The following is a 12,784-nucleotide window of genomic DNA, read 5'->3' on the forward strand; positions in this document are numbered from 1 at the left end:
TGAGCGACGTACATTGCGCACCTGCCAAATTCACGTCAGAAGTTCAAAAATTCCGAAAAGGAAAATTATGAACCCGATGGCGTTGTTGCGCAACTATCGGTTGAGGCGTGACTGCCCCTTCCCCCACTCAACTCAGGCTAGGCGGACGATGTCGGCTGTGCCGAGGGCGTTGAAGCGGTTCATGAGTGCGACGCGGATGTGGACTTCGGCGGTCTGGCGATCCGGGTCTCTCGCCATGATGCGTTCGCCGAAGGATTTCAGGCAGCGCATCCTCGCCTCGATCCGGCTGCGGGCGTGGTATCCAGTCCAACGTTTCCAGAAAGCCCGACCGTAATGTCGGGTGGCGCGCAGGGTGTCGTTTCGGGCGCGTGCCGCCGGGCAATCTTCCTTCCACAGCCGCCCGTTCTTGCGGATCGGAATGATCGGGGTGGCCTCACGCGCGAGGATAGCGGTGTGGCAGCGGCGCGTGTCATAGGCGCCGTCGGCGGTGACCGTGCCGATCTTCTCGTCCGCCGGGATCTGGCCGAGCAGGTCGGGCAGAACGGGGCTGTCGCCGTCGCGGCCAGGGGTGAATTCCACCGCGCGGATGTCGGACGTGGCCGGGTCCATCGCCAGATGCACCTTGCGCCATTGGCGCCGCCCCTGCACCCCGTGCTTGCGCGCCTGCCATTCGCCGTCGCCGAGGAACTTGATGCCCGTGCTGTCGACCAGCAGGTTGAGCGGCCCGTCGGCGCGGCGATAGGGGATCTGCACGGCCAGGGTCTTCTGTCGGCGGCACAGCGTGGAAAAGTCAGGCACCGGCCAGTCCAGCCCCGCCAGCTTCAGCAGGCTCGCCACCATCCCGCCTCGCCAAGGTTCCTCGAACCAGTGGCGGAACCTGGCTCGATCTGGCGAAGCGGCAGCTTGAACAGGACCTTGATCGACAGGCAGAACTGTATCGCCGCATCGGAAAACACCGCTGGCCTCCCAGGCCTCCCATCACGCGGCGCAAGCCAGGTTATGTCCGTGTCCACCCAGATCAGCAGCGACCCCCGCTTGCGCAGCGATGCGTTGTAGCTGGACCAGTTCGTCGTGCGATAGCGGGCGGGTGATGGCTTGCTCATGCAGCGCGTCTAACGGCATGGATCCGCAAAGTGAATCACTTGCCGTCAGGCTTGTGCAACAACGCCGAACCCGATGCATCACTCAACGTAATTGCAATGTAATTTTTACAAATACTCAGCGCAAGCGCCATTAAGCCTCGAGCTCTTCACCCCAATATAAAAAGTCCAACCAAGTTTGATGTATCTCGCCGTGAATTATCTTCATCTTCTTTGCGGCACGGTCGAGCTGTTGTATCGTCGGTTCAAATGGCTTTCTCCTGAGCCTGAGTCCGACTTGCTCTGGCGTCTTGCTGCCTTTCCTCAAGTTGTCCGGCTTGCAGCAGGCAACAATGTTACGCCACGACGATATACCACCTTTGCTGCGTGGAATAATATGATCGAATGTCAATTCCTTCGCATTAAATCGATTTCCGCAGTATTGACAGGTGAACTCATCCCGCAGAAACAGATGGTATCGCGTAAATGCAGCCTTCTTACGCTTTCGATACCTTTTCAACGCGACAACGGACGGCACCTCGAACGAACTTCGAGCGGAACGAATGCGAATGTTATCATAGGCTTTGACTTGTATGACCCGGTCCTGATGCACGGCCACGATGGCATCCTCCCATCGCCAGACCGATAAGGGCGCCCAGCTAAGTGGCTGCATATCGGCGTTCAGAACCAGGGTGCGAACGTTGGCCAGATTTTGCATCATCTAGGTCACCGCCCTGCGTGTGCATATTGCAGCTATGCGACACGCCCGGACCCCATAAGAACAATATGCCGTCAGGCGTGAAATCTTGTTCTCAAGGTATCGGTTTAAAACCAGGAATATATTCTGACATGGGCGCAAATTCAACCTGCTGGCAATGTCACCGCGCGACCGGGGCACCACATGGTCGAAGGTCAGATCACCCTTGGCGCCGCAATACTGGCAGCTGATTTCATCCTGCCCAAAAAGAGTGAAGCGCGTGAATGCCACGCGCTTCTGAGGTTTCACATAATCCTTGAGAACGACGATCGAGGGGATACGGAACATCTCCTTCTGACTTCGTACGACCTCTTCATATTCGGCGATGATGGTCAAACGATCCAGAAACACCGCCTTGATCGCCTCTTGCCAGGGCCACAGAGACCGCGGGTAATAGCTGAGTGGCCGGTCATCCGAGTTCAGCGCCAGGGCCGGGCAATGGCGCAGCCCGGCAGGCTCTCGCACGAAATGCGTTCTGAAATCGGATTTGTGCGCGTGCATACTGCCTTCCCATCTGCGCCCCGGAGGCCAGACCCGGGGCAGCCCGTCAGATCCGTCGCCCTGACTATATATCGGCGTCGCTATCTGACAAGCCCTACATATATCCGAGCATGTGCAGATTATGCGTGACCCGCAACAAATCCGTGACAGTTGCCCAAGGCGTCAGGGAATGTCACTGTGGCGTCATGTCGGATGCAGCGCCACCCCTGATCGGCACGCTGGAAAGCGCGCTTTACGCCCAGGACCTTGAGGCCGCGACCCGATTCTGGCGCGATGTCATGGGGTTGCAGCCATTCCAGACGGTGCCCGGACGTCATGTGTTTTTCCGCGTCAGCCACAGCCCGGCGCAGGTGCTGCTGATCTTCAACCCGCAGGCCACCGAAAAACCGCCCGCCCCGGATGCGAAACTGCCGGTGCCGCCGCATGGCGCGCGCGGTCCCGGCCACTTCTGCCTTGCCGTCAGCGCGCAGGACATGGACCGCTGGCGCGCTCATCTGGAATCCCGCGGCATCGCCATCGAGGCCGATTTCCACTGGCCGAACGGCGCGCGCTCGATCTATTTCCGCGATCCGGCGGACAATTCCATCGAACTGGCGGACCCGGCAATCTGGGGCTGAGTTACTTGCCCAGATGCCGCTTCAGGAATTGCAGCGCGACCGACAGCCCGTCGGGCGAAATCCCGTGCGGCGTGTTCTTCATCACGTGGGTCTGCACGTCGAAACCCGCCTGTTCCAGCGCCCCGGCGGCCAGCCCCATATCGGCAAAGGGCACCATCGGATCCTGATCGCCATGCGCCAGCAGGACAGGCGGCCTGACTTTCACCTCGTCGATCAGTTCTGGCGCCAGCAGGCGGCCGGAAAAGCCGACGATCCCGGCGACCGCCTGATCGCGACGCGGCGCGACATGCAGCGCCATCATCGTGCCCTGCGAAAAGCCGATCAGCACCATGCGGGCGGGCGTCAGCCCCTCGTCGGTCAGCACCTTGTCCAGAAACGCATTCACTGCACCGATCGAGCGGCCCATCGCCTCTTTCGCCTGCGCCTCGGTCGAGCCGTCCAGCCACGGGATCGGAAACCACTGGAAACCCATCGGGTTGTTGACGCTGCGTTCCGGTGCGTCGGGGGCGTAAAAGGCCGTACCCGGCAGATGCGGTGCCAGCGGATCGGCCAGACCCAGCAGATCCGCGCCATCCGCGCCATAGCCGTGCAGGAACACAACGACCGCATCCGCCTGTGCCGGCCCCTTGCGGGCTGATTTCAACTCGTCCGTCATCGCACTCCCTCGCGTCCCTTGGCCAGCCGGTAATAGGCCCACAGCCCCCGCGCCGCAACCGCCCGCCAGGGCCGCCACGGCAGGGCCATTTCGCGCAACGCGGCGGGGCCGGGGCGGTCCGGCAGGTCATACATCAGGCGCGCGGCCTCTTGCAGGGCCAGATCGCCCGCCGCAAAAACATCGGCGCGACCCAGCGCGAATTTCAGATAGATTTCGGCGGTCCAGACCCCGATCCCCGGCAGCGCCACCAGCGTCGCGATGGCCTGATCGTCGGACATCGCACGCAAGGACCGCCAATCCAGCCCCGACGCCGCGATCCCGCGCAGATAACGCGCCTTGGGCCGCGACAGCCCCGCCGTGCGAAAATCCTTGTCGCTGGCCGCCGCGATCCCCTGCGGATCGGTCAGGCCCGCCGCCGCCATCCGGTCCCAGATCGCGGCGGCGGCGGATACCGAGATCTGCTGGGCGACGATGGCACTGGCGATGGCCTCGAACCCGTCGCCGCGACGGCGCAGCGGCAGAGGCCCCAGTTCCGGCAGAACCCGCGCCCAGACCGGACAGACCCGCGCCAGATATTCCGCGCCTTCGGCCAGATCGGCCTCGGTCTCGATCAGGCGCGGCGGATCACTCAACGGCCTGCGCGTCCAGCCGCAGCCGGGTTTCCCATGCCATCGAGATGTGCTGCCGCAACGCCTGATCCGCCGCCTGCCCGTCACCCGCCGCGATGGCATCGACGATGCGCTTGTGTTCGGCCAGCGCGGTCTCGCTGCGGCCCTCGGCTGCCAGAGAGGTCCGTGCCATCAGCGCCATCGTCCGATGCACCAGATCCAGCTGCTGCACCAGATAACGGTTATGCGAGGCCAGATGGATCTGCCGGTGAAACCGCTTGTTGGTCCGCGCCAAAGCCTCGGGGTCGCCCGCATTGGCCTGATCCTCGGCCAGCATATGGGCCAGAACCCGCACCTCTTCGGGGGTGGCGTGACGCGCGGCCAGCCTGCCCGCCAGCGCCTCCAGCTCGGCCCGGACGGTGTAAAGCTCGGCCAGCTGGTTGTGATCCAGCGAGGCGACGATCAGGCTGCGCCCGTCGCGCACCAGCATGGCCTGCGTCTCCAGCCGCTGCAACGCCTCGCGCACCGGCGTCCGCGACACGCCGAACCGCTCGGCCAGTTCCGATTCGACCAGCCGGTCGCCGGGGCGATAGGTGCCGCCTTCGATGGCGGCAAGGATCAGGGAATAGGCATCGTCTTTCATGGGCGACACGATTGGCCGACAGCCGGGCGATTGCAAGCGCGGCTTTGAAGGGTTAGCCACGGGGTATGAAGTTTCACGACACGGATATCTGGATCTTCGATCTGGACAACACGCTGTATCCACCCGAAACGGCGCTGTTTTCGCAGATCGAGGCGCGCATGACCGATTATGTCATGCGGTTGCTGGCGGTCGATCACGCCCGGGCCGACCTGCTGCGGCGCGATTACTGGCGCCAGCACGGCACGACGCTGGCGGGGCTGATGGCGGAACATGGCATCGACGCCGCCGCCTATCTGGCCGAGGTGCATGACATCGACTTCTCGGGTCTGGCGCCAGACCCCGATCTGGCCGCAGCCATCGCCGCGCTGCCGGGCCGCAAGATCATCCACACCAATGCCGATTCGACCTATGCCCGCCGGGTGCTGGCAGCGCGCGGGCTGATCGCCCCGGCCATGCCCGACAGTAAGGCGGTGGCCCTGTTCGAGGCGATCTATGGCATCGAGGAAACCGGCTTTCGCCCCAAACCCTTGGCCGAGGCCTTTGACGCGGTGCTGACCGCCTGCGGCGCCGATCCCCGCCGCGCGGCGTTTTTCGAGGACGATCCGCGCAATCTGGAAATCCCCCATGCGCTGGGAATGCAGACGGTTCTGGTCGGCCCCGGACGCATCGGCCCGGACGCGCTGGCTGACGACTGCGACCACGGGCCGCACGTCCATCACCGCACGAATGACCTTGCGGGCTTCCTGCGCGCGATTGCGAATGGCGGCGCAACAGGGCAGAATGGCGGCGGAACGCGCTGACCCCGATACCGGCAAGAGGCATCCCATGACCGAACAGACCGCCCCCGACGACAACCGCCTGACGATCCGCGTCATCCTTGGCCTGCTGGTCACGATCCTGATCGTCGCCGCGCTGGTGATGCAGTTCGGCCTTGCGGCGCTTGGCTTCGTCGGCATCGCCGCCACCGTGGTGGTCTTTGCCATCATGCTGGCCTTCACCACCGGCAACTGATTCAACTGGCGCAGCCAGAGGCCCGCGATGCCTGACCCCGACAGCCATGACATCCTGATCTCGGGCGGCGGCATCGCCGGCCTGATCGCCGCCGCTGCCTTCGGGGCCGAGGGTTTCACGACCCTCTGCGTCGATCCCGCCGCCCCGGTCATCAGCGAGGATGCCGCAGGTGCCGATCTGCGCTCGACCGCGTTTCTCGCGCCGTCGGTGGCGCTGCTGGAGCGGATCGGATTGTGGGATCGGCTGGCCCCCTTCGCGACGCCTCTGCAGGTCATGCGCATCGTCGATGCCGGAGGCGCCCTGCCCCAGCCGCGCCTGACCCGCGAATTCGATGCGGCGGAAATCGGCGACACTCCCTTTGGCTGGAACCTGCCCAACTGGCTGCTGCGGCGAGAAATTTCGGCCCGGCTGGCGCAGATGCAGAATGTCCGCTTTCAACCCGGCACCGCGACCCGACAGATCATCACCCGCGACGAATCAGCCCATGTCACACTGTCTGACGGCCAGCAGATCCGCGCCCGGCTGCTGGTGGGCGCGGATGGCCGCAATTCCGCCGTGCGTGACGCGCTGGGGATCGGGGTGCGGTCCTTCCGCTATGGCCAGAAGGCGCTGGCCTTCGCCGTGACGCATGAGATCGCGCATCACAACAGCTCGACCGAGGTCCATCGTTCTGGCGGCCCCTTCACGCTGGTGCCGCTGCCCGACCGCGACGGCAAGCCGTCCTCGGCGGTGATCTGGATGGAAAGCGGACGCGAGATCGCCCGCCTCGCCGCGCTGCCGCCCGAGGCGTTCGAGACGGAACTGAACGCCCGCTCGGCCGGGGTGCTGGGGCGGCTGACGCTGGCCACGCGGCTGACGCAATGGCCGATCATCAGCCAGATCGCCGACAGTTTCACAGGCCAGCGCAGCGCACTGATCGCCGAGGCCGCCCATGTCGTCCCCCCGATCGGGGCGCAGGGGCTGAACATGAGCCTGGCCGACCTTGCCGCGCTGATCGACCTCAGCCGGGGTGACCCCGGCAGCGCCGAAAGCCTTGCCCGCTATAACCGCACGCGCCGCCCCGAAACCTATGCACGGCTGCTGGGCATCGACGCGCTGAACCGCGCCAGCCAGACCTCGGCCCGCCCCCTGCGCGACCTGCGCGCGGCGGCCCTTGGCGGACTTTACGGCATCAAGCCGATACGCCAGATGATGATGCGCGCGGGGCTGGGACTGCGCCAGACCTGACCGCCACCACCGGCAAGCAGGGCGCCGCGGGAAGCCCGCGTCGCTTTCTGCGTCCCGCGATGGCGGGGGGGCTGCCTGCCCCCCGGCCGCCTGACGGCGGCGCCCCCCGGAGGTATTTGCAAGGAGTGCGAGAGACTGGCGTCTTGATGACGCGGCCATGATGCCCTAGATGGTCGGGCGAGGACGACCTCCCCACCACGGGTATTGATGCCGGGACGGCCCGGTTCCTGCAAGAAGGCCCCTCATGCCCTGGCTTACCCTTTTTGTCGCCGGACTTCTCGAAATCGTCTGGGCGAGCGCAATGAAACAATCGCATGGATTCACCCGCCTGCTGCCGACGGCAATCATGGTGGTCACCATGGCCGGCTCTTTCTGGTTGCTGGCCATCGCCATGCGGCAATTGCCGCTTGGCACCGCCTATATGATCTGGACCGGCATCGGCGCCGTCGGCAGCTTTACCGTCGGGGTCATGTTGCTGGGCGAGCCGGTGACAATGGGGCGCATCATCGCCGCCAGCCTGATCGTCAGCGGTATCATCGCCATGAAACTGGCCTCCTGATCGCCACCAAAAGGAACTTGCCGCATCTTTGGTGTATAAATATCCATGACACCATCCGCGTCTGCATCGTGACGTGGCAGGTCACGGATCCATCCCTTGAGGCAATTTCCTTCCCGTACGGACGGTGCTAAAGACATCCCAGCCAAAGGAGACTCAAGCCATGCCCGCCTATCGTTCCCGCACCACCACCCATGGCCGCAACATGGCAGGCGCGCGTGGCCTGTGGCGTGCGACCGGGGTGAAGGACAGCGATTTCGGCAAGCCGATCATTGCCATCGTCAACAGCTTCACCCAGTTCGTGCCGGGCCATGTGCATCTGAAGGATCTGGGCCAGCTGGTCGCACGCGAGGTCGAGGCGGCGGGCGGCATCGCCAAAGAGTTCAACACCATCGCCGTCGATGACGGGATCGCGATGGGCCATGACGGCATGCTCTATTCGCTGCCCTCGCGCGAGATCATCGCCGACAGCGTCGAATACATGGTCAATGCGCATTGCGCCGACGCGATGGTCTGCATCAGCAATTGCGACAAGATCACCCCGGGGATGCTGATGGCCTCGCTGCGGCTGAACATCCCGACCGTCTTCGTCTCGGGCGGCCCGATGGAGGCCGGCAAGGTCGTGCTCGAGGATGGCAAGGTCAAGGCGCTGGATCTGGTCGATGCCATGGTCGCCGCCGCCGATGACCGGGTTTCGGATGCCGATGTAGAGGCGATCGAGCGTTCGGCCTGCCCGACCTGCGGGTCGTGCTCGGGCATGTTCACCGCCAACTCGATGAACTGCCTGACCGAGGCTCTGGGCCTGTCGCTGCCGGGCAATGGCTCGACGCTGGCCACCCATGCCGACCGCCAGCGCCTGTTCGTCGAGGCCGGGCATCTGATCGTCGATCTGGCACGGCGTTACTATGAGGGCAACGAGGCCGCCGTCCTGCCGCGCTCGATCGCCACCTTCGAGGCCTTTGCCAATGCGATGACGCTGGACATCGCCATGGGCGGCTCGACCAATACCGTGCTGCATCTGCTGGCCGCCGCGCATGAGGGCGGGGTCGATTTCACCATGACCGATATCGACAAGCTGTCGCGCAAGGTGCCGGTGCTGTGCAAGGTCGCCCCCGCCAAGGCCGACGTGCATATGGAGGATGTCCACCGCGCCGGCGGGATCATGGCGATTCTGGGCGAGTTGGACCGCGCCGGGCTTCTGGATACCAGCGTCGGCAGCGTCCATGCCGGTTCGCTGGCCGAGGCGCTGAACCGCTGGGATGTCGCGCGCACCAATGCGCCTTCGGTCCATGACTTCTTTCGCGCTGCCCCCGGCGGCGTGCCGACGCAGACCGCCTTCTCGCAGGATCGCCGCTATGACGAGGTCGATCTGGACCGGCAGACGGGCGTTATCCGCGATGCGGAACATGCGTTCTCGAAGGATGGCGGGCTGGCGGTTCTCTATGGCAACCTGGCCGAGGACGGCTGCATCGTGAAGACGGCGGGCGTCGCGGAATCGATCCTGAAATTCGAAGGCCCCGCGCATATCTTCGAAAGCCAGGATGACGCCGTATCCGCCATCCTGACCGGCAAGGTCAAGCCGGGCGAGGTCGTGCTGATCCGCTATGAAGGGCCGCGCGGTGGTCCGGGCATGCAGGAGATGCTCTATCCGACCAGCTATCTGAAATCCAAGGGGCTGGGCGAGGCCTGCGCGCTGGTCACCGACGGGCGTTTCTCGGGCGGCTCTTCGGGGCTGTCCATCGGCCATGTCTCGCCCGAGGCGGCAGAGGGCGGCACCATCGGTCTGGTCGAACAGGGCGACCTGATCCAGATCGACATCCCCAACCGGGTGATCCATCTGGCGGTGGACGACGCGACGCTGGCCGCACGGCGCGAAAAGCGCGAGGCCGAAGGCTGGAAACCCGCCAAACCCCGCAAACGCAAGATCACAACGGCGCTGCGCGCCTATGCGGCGCTGACCACCAGCGCGGCGAAGGGTGCGGTGCGGGTGGTGCCGGAGTAAATCCGGCGCTACTACCCTGACAGGCTAACCCAGCGGCCCCGGTCTGCGCTCCTCGGACAGCATCACATTGGCCTCGACCTGTCCGACCCCGGGCAGGGTCATGATCCGGCGGCGCAGGATGCGCTCGAAATCGGAAATGTCGCGGGCGGTGATGCGCAGGCGATAATCGAACTGGCCAAGGACGTGCTGCACCGTCTGCACCTCGGGGATGGCGGTCACGGCGCGTTCGAATTCCTCCAGACTGGTGCGGCCCTTGGCGGCCAGACGGATGCCCAGAAAGACGGTGACGCCAAAACCAAGCGCGGCATTGTCCAGCACCACGCGACGCCCCGCCAGCACGCCGGCCTCGGTCAGCTTGCGAATGCGCCGCCACGCCGCGGGCTGTCCGATACCCACCGCGCGCCCGACCTCGGCCGCGCTTCTGGTCGCATCCGCCGCCAAGATCCGCAGGATCGCCCGATCGGTTGCATCCAGCGCAAGGGTCATATCGCCAGTTCTCCGCTGTCCTTGATGGTCGAGACCAGCATCAGCGCATCACTGTCGGACACATGCGGCAGCGTCAGGATGCGATCGCGATAGATCTGCTGCCAATGCGCCATGTCCCGCGCGATCACCGACAGGCGCAGATCGACGCTGCCCAGAAAGGTCTGGATCTCGGTGACTTCGGGAACGTCACGCGCGGCGGCGATGAATTCATCGAAAGCGCGCGGATTGGTCTTGTCCAGCGTGAAGCGCAGGCTGACCTGAACCTCCCAGCCAAGCGCAGACCAGTCGATCCGGCCCTGAATGGCGACGATCACCCCGGATTCACGCATCTTCTCCAACCGCCGCCAGAGGCTGGCCGGGGCGATTCCCACCCGTTCGGCCAGAACGGCGTTCGGCGCGTCGGGATCGGCCAGAAGGTGACGCAGAATGCGGCGATCGACAGTATCAGGCATGAATATTTCATACTTAATCAATTACGACATTACTTTTACTATATAACCCTAATTAACGCAAACAATGCACAGAACTGTCCGGTCATTGCCGCTAGAACCGTATGATCGGACAGAGGAGAGATTCTGATGCGCGTTTACTATGACCGCGATTGCGACGTGAACCTGATCAAGGACAAGAAGGTCGCGATTCTGGGCTATGGCAGCCAGGGCCACGCCCATGCGCTGAACCTGCGTGATTCGGGCGCGAAGAATGTGGTCGTCGCCCTGCGCGAAGGCTCGGCCTCGGCGCAGAAGGCCGAAGCCGAGGGGCTGAAGGTGATGGGTATCGCCGAAGCCGCCGCCTGGTGCGACCTGATCATGTTCACCATGCCGGACGAATTGCAGGCCGAAACCTACAAGAAATACGTCCATGACAACCTGCGCGAAGGCGCGGCGATTGCCTTCGCCCACGGCCTGAACGTGCATTTCGGCCTGATCGAGCCGAAGCCCGGCGTCGATGTCATCATGATGGCACCCAAAGGCCCCGGTCACACGGTGCGCGGCGAATATGTCAAGGGCGGCGGCGTGCCCTGCCTGGTGGCCGTGGATAACGACGCATCCGGCAAGGCATTGGATCTGGGCCTCAGCTATTGCTCGGCCATCGGTGGCGGCCGCTCGGGCATCATCGAGACCAATTTCCGCGAGGAATGCGAAACCGACCTCTTCGGCGAACAGGCGGTTCTCTGCGGTGGCCTGGTCGAACTGATCCGGATGGGCTTCGAGACGCTTGTCGAGGCGGGTTATGCCCCCGAAATGGCCTATTTCGAATGCCTGCACGAGGTGAAACTGATCGTGGACCTGATCTATGAAGGCGGCATCGCCAACATGAACTATTCGATCAGCAACACCGCCGAATATGGCGAATATGTCAGCGGCCCGCGCATCCTGCCTTATGACGAAACCAAGGCCCGGATGAAGGAAGTGCTGCGCGATATCCAGACCGGCAAGTTCGTCCGCAATTTCATGCAGGAAAACTCCGTCGGACAGCCCTCGTTCAAGGCGACCCGCCGCATCAACGACCAGCATCAGATCGAGCAGGTCGGCGCCAAACTGCGCGAAATGATGCCGTGGATCTCGAAAGGCAAGATGGTCGATCGCGCCCGCAACTGATCGCGAAACCGACACCACCGGGGGCTGTCTGCCCCCGGACCCCCGAGGATATTTACCCACCAAAGATAAAGCGCGGCTTTGCCCATCTTTGGTGTCCAAATATCCTGGGGGAAATCACCGGCAGGTGATTGGGGGCAGCGCCCCCTCTTTTTCGGTCAGATCAACCCTGCATGCGCCAGCGCCGCGTCGATCTGCTGGCGCGTTGGATCGGTCAGTGGGACCAGGGGCAGACGCACCCGTTCATTGCACAGGCCCAGGCGGGACATGGCGTATTTGGCACCGACCAGTCCCGGTTCGACAAAGATCGCAACATGTAGCGGCATCAGCCGGTCCTGATAGGCCAACGCTCTGGCATAATCGCCAGCCAGTGTCGCCTGCTGGAACTCGGCGCAAAGCTTTGGCGCGATATTGGCGGTCACGCTGATACAACCCACCCCGCCATGGGCGTTGAAGCCCAATGCAGTCGCGTCCTCGCCCGACAGCTGCATGAAGTCCGGGCCGCAGCTGATGCGCTGCTGGCTGACCCGTTCCAGACGGCCGGTGGCATCCTTGACGCCGACGATATTCGGCAGCTTCGCCAATTCGCCCATCGTTTCCGGCGACATGTCCACGACCGAGCGGCCGGGGATGTTATAGATGATGATCGGCAGGTCCACCGCCTCGGCCAGCGCGGTGAAATGGGCGATCAGCCCGGCCTGCGTCGGCTTGTTGTAATAGGGCGTCACCACCAGCGCGGCATCGGCGCCGACCTCGGCCGCGTGGCGGACCAGCCCGATCCCCTCGCGGGTCGAGTTCGACCCCGCCCCGGCGATCACCGGGATGCGGCCAGCGGCCACCCGGACCACCTCTTCGATCACGGTGCGATGTTCGTCGTGGGTCAGGGTCGGGCTTTCGCCGGTCGTGCCCACCGGCACCAGCCCGTGGCTGCCTTGTTCGATATGCCATTCGACAAGTTTCTTGAGCGTGCCCAGATCCAGTTCGCCGTCCTTGGTGAACGGCGTGACCAGTGCGGGCATTGACCCTTTGAACATGACACGCTCC

The 12,784-nt window shown here is 64.0% G+C and carries 15 protein-coding genes and 1 pseudogene; 7 read left to right on the top strand and 9 right to left on the bottom strand.

The features are described from left to right. Positions 1 to 132 precede the first annotated feature (132 nt). From JHW40_RS18025 to JHW40_RS18035, 3 genes and pseudogenes are all read right to left on the bottom strand, one after another. Positions 133 to 1,103: pseudogene (locus JHW40_RS18025) on the bottom strand (IS5 family transposase). A 130-nt stretch (positions 1,104 to 1,233) separates the two neighbouring features. After that, positions 1,234 to 1,800: an HNH endonuclease gene (locus JHW40_RS18030; protein ID WP_090612859.1), complete on the bottom strand. Its 567-nt coding sequence runs from the start codon at positions 1,798 to 1,800 to the stop codon at positions 1,234 to 1,236. Next, the gene (locus JHW40_RS18035; protein ID WP_244519218.1) at positions 1,801 to 2,337 is read right to left on the bottom strand and encodes an HNH endonuclease; all 537 of its coding nucleotides are present in this window, start codon (positions 2,335 to 2,337) and stop codon (positions 1,801 to 1,803) included. It lies immediately after the preceding gene. Positions 2,338 to 2,522: 185 nt separating this feature from the next. Here JHW40_RS18035 and JHW40_RS18040 point away from each other — a divergent pair, with 185 nt between their 5' ends. After that, positions 2,523 to 2,954, top strand: coding sequence for a VOC family protein (locus JHW40_RS18040; protein WP_090612861.1), 432 nt, complete (start codon positions 2,523 to 2,525; stop codon positions 2,952 to 2,954). A 1-nt stretch (position 2,955) separates the two neighbouring features. Here the strand turns inward: JHW40_RS18040 and JHW40_RS18045 are convergent, their stop codons facing one another. From JHW40_RS18045 to JHW40_RS18055, 3 genes are read right to left on the bottom strand one after another with little or no spacing between them, the layout of a single operon-like run. Further along, positions 2,956 to 3,609 carry an alpha/beta hydrolase gene (locus tag JHW40_RS18045; RefSeq protein WP_090612864.1) on the bottom strand — a complete coding sequence of 218 codons (654 nt, stop codon included), beginning with the start codon at positions 3,607 to 3,609 and terminating at the stop codon, positions 2,956 to 2,958. Further along, the gene (locus tag JHW40_RS18050; protein ID WP_244519219.1) at positions 3,606 to 4,241 is read right to left on the bottom strand and encodes a DNA-3-methyladenine glycosylase family protein; all 636 of its coding nucleotides are present in this window, start codon (positions 4,239 to 4,241) and stop codon (positions 3,606 to 3,608) included. Before JHW40_RS18050 ends, JHW40_RS18045 begins: the two co-directional genes overlap by 4 nt. After that, positions 4,234 to 4,860: a GntR family transcriptional regulator gene (locus JHW40_RS18055; RefSeq protein WP_090612868.1), complete on the bottom strand. Its 627-nt coding sequence runs from the start codon at positions 4,858 to 4,860 to the stop codon at positions 4,234 to 4,236. The genes JHW40_RS18050 and JHW40_RS18055 overlap by 8 nt, the downstream gene beginning before the upstream one ends. Positions 4,861 to 4,925: 65 nt before the next feature. Here JHW40_RS18055 and JHW40_RS18060 point away from each other — a divergent pair, with 65 nt between their 5' ends. From JHW40_RS18060 to ilvD, 5 genes are all read left to right on the top strand, one after another. Continuing rightward, entirely contained in the window at positions 4,926 to 5,660 is a 735-nt protein-coding gene (locus JHW40_RS18060) for a pyrimidine 5'-nucleotidase (RefSeq protein ID WP_090612871.1), read from the top strand. 25 nt (positions 5,661 to 5,685) lie between these two features. Continuing rightward, positions 5,686 to 5,871 carry a hypothetical protein gene (locus JHW40_RS18065; protein WP_139208170.1) on the top strand — a complete coding sequence of 62 codons (186 nt, stop codon included), beginning with the start codon at positions 5,686 to 5,688 and terminating at the stop codon, positions 5,869 to 5,871. A 27-nt stretch (positions 5,872 to 5,898) separates the two neighbouring features. Then, positions 5,899 to 7,098 (top strand): UbiH/UbiF family hydroxylase, encoded by a 1,200-nt coding sequence (locus JHW40_RS18070; RefSeq protein WP_090612875.1) that lies wholly within the window; start codon positions 5,899 to 5,901, stop codon positions 7,096 to 7,098. Between the two features lie 244 nt (positions 7,099 to 7,342). Next, a complete protein-coding gene (locus tag JHW40_RS18075) occupies positions 7,343 to 7,657 on the top strand; it encodes a DMT family transporter (protein ID WP_090612878.1) in 315 nt (104 codons plus the stop codon). 160 nt (positions 7,658 to 7,817) lie between these two features. After that, a complete protein-coding gene (gene ilvD, locus JHW40_RS18080; RefSeq protein ID WP_090612879.1) occupies positions 7,818 to 9,656 on the top strand; it encodes a dihydroxy-acid dehydratase in 1,839 nt (612 codons plus the stop codon). Between the two features lie 24 nt (positions 9,657 to 9,680). Here ilvD and JHW40_RS18085 read toward each other — a convergent pair whose 3' ends face one another. Then, positions 9,681 to 10,142, bottom strand: coding sequence for an Lrp/AsnC family transcriptional regulator (locus tag JHW40_RS18085; RefSeq protein WP_090612882.1), 462 nt, complete (start codon positions 10,140 to 10,142; stop codon positions 9,681 to 9,683). Then, complete coding sequence (locus JHW40_RS18090; protein WP_090612884.1) at positions 10,139 to 10,594, bottom strand: Lrp/AsnC family transcriptional regulator; 456 nt, start codon at positions 10,592 to 10,594, stop codon at positions 10,139 to 10,141. The genes JHW40_RS18085 and JHW40_RS18090 overlap by 4 nt, the downstream gene beginning before the upstream one ends. A 126-nt stretch (positions 10,595 to 10,720) precedes the next feature. Here JHW40_RS18090 and ilvC point away from each other — a divergent pair, with 126 nt between their 5' ends. Beyond that, entirely contained in the window at positions 10,721 to 11,743 is a 1,023-nt protein-coding gene (gene ilvC, locus JHW40_RS18095) for a ketol-acid reductoisomerase (protein ID WP_090612886.1), read from the top strand. 155 nt (positions 11,744 to 11,898) lie between these two features. Here the strand turns inward: ilvC and dapA are convergent, their stop codons facing one another. Continuing rightward, complete coding sequence (dapA, locus tag JHW40_RS18100) at positions 11,899 to 12,774, bottom strand: 4-hydroxy-tetrahydrodipicolinate synthase (protein ID WP_090612888.1); 876 nt, start codon at positions 12,772 to 12,774, stop codon at positions 11,899 to 11,901. Positions 12,775 to 12,784: the final 10 nt, after the last annotated feature.

The organism is Paracoccus alcaliphilus (assembly GCF_028553725.1).
GTDB lineage: Bacteria > Pseudomonadota > Alphaproteobacteria > Rhodobacterales > Rhodobacteraceae > Paracoccus > Paracoccus alcaliphilus.

Bases quoted from the DNA above. Each gene is read 5' to 3' on its own strand.
- JHW40_RS18030 (WP_090612859.1), bottom strand. From the start codon at position 1,800: ATGATGCAAAATCTGGCCAACGTTCGCACCCTGGTTCTGAACGCCGAT.
- JHW40_RS18035 (WP_244519218.1), bottom strand. From the start codon at position 2,337: ATGCACGCGCACAAATCCGATTTCAGAACGCATTTCGTGCGAGAGCCT.
- JHW40_RS18040 (WP_090612861.1), top strand. From the start codon at position 2,523: ATGTCGGATGCAGCGCCACCCCTGATCGGCACGCTGGAAAGCGCGCTT.
- JHW40_RS18045 (WP_090612864.1), bottom strand. From the start codon at position 3,609: ATGACGGACGAGTTGAAATCAGCCCGCAAGGGGCCGGCACAGGCGGAT.
- JHW40_RS18055 (WP_090612868.1), bottom strand. From the start codon at position 4,860: ATGAAAGACGATGCCTATTCCCTGATCCTTGCCGCCATCGAAGGCGGC.
- JHW40_RS18060 (WP_090612871.1), top strand. From the start codon at position 4,926: ATGAAGTTTCACGACACGGATATCTGGATCTTCGATCTGGACAACACG.
- JHW40_RS18065 (WP_139208170.1), top strand. From the start codon at position 5,686: ATGACCGAACAGACCGCCCCCGACGACAACCGCCTGACGATCCGCGTC.
- JHW40_RS18070 (WP_090612875.1), top strand. From the start codon at position 5,899: ATGCCTGACCCCGACAGCCATGACATCCTGATCTCGGGCGGCGGCATC.
- JHW40_RS18075 (WP_090612878.1), top strand. From the start codon at position 7,343: ATGCCCTGGCTTACCCTTTTTGTCGCCGGACTTCTCGAAATCGTCTGG.
- ilvD (WP_090612879.1), top strand. From the start codon at position 7,818: ATGCCCGCCTATCGTTCCCGCACCACCACCCATGGCCGCAACATGGCA.
- JHW40_RS18085 (WP_090612882.1), bottom strand. From the start codon at position 10,142: ATGACCCTTGCGCTGGATGCAACCGATCGGGCGATCCTGCGGATCTTG.
- JHW40_RS18090 (WP_090612884.1), bottom strand. From the start codon at position 10,594: ATGCCTGATACTGTCGATCGCCGCATTCTGCGTCACCTTCTGGCCGAT.
- ilvC (WP_090612886.1), top strand. From the start codon at position 10,721: ATGCGCGTTTACTATGACCGCGATTGCGACGTGAACCTGATCAAGGAC.
- dapA (WP_090612888.1), bottom strand. From the start codon at position 12,774: ATGTTCAAAGGGTCAATGCCCGCACTGGTCACGCCGTTCACCAAGGAC.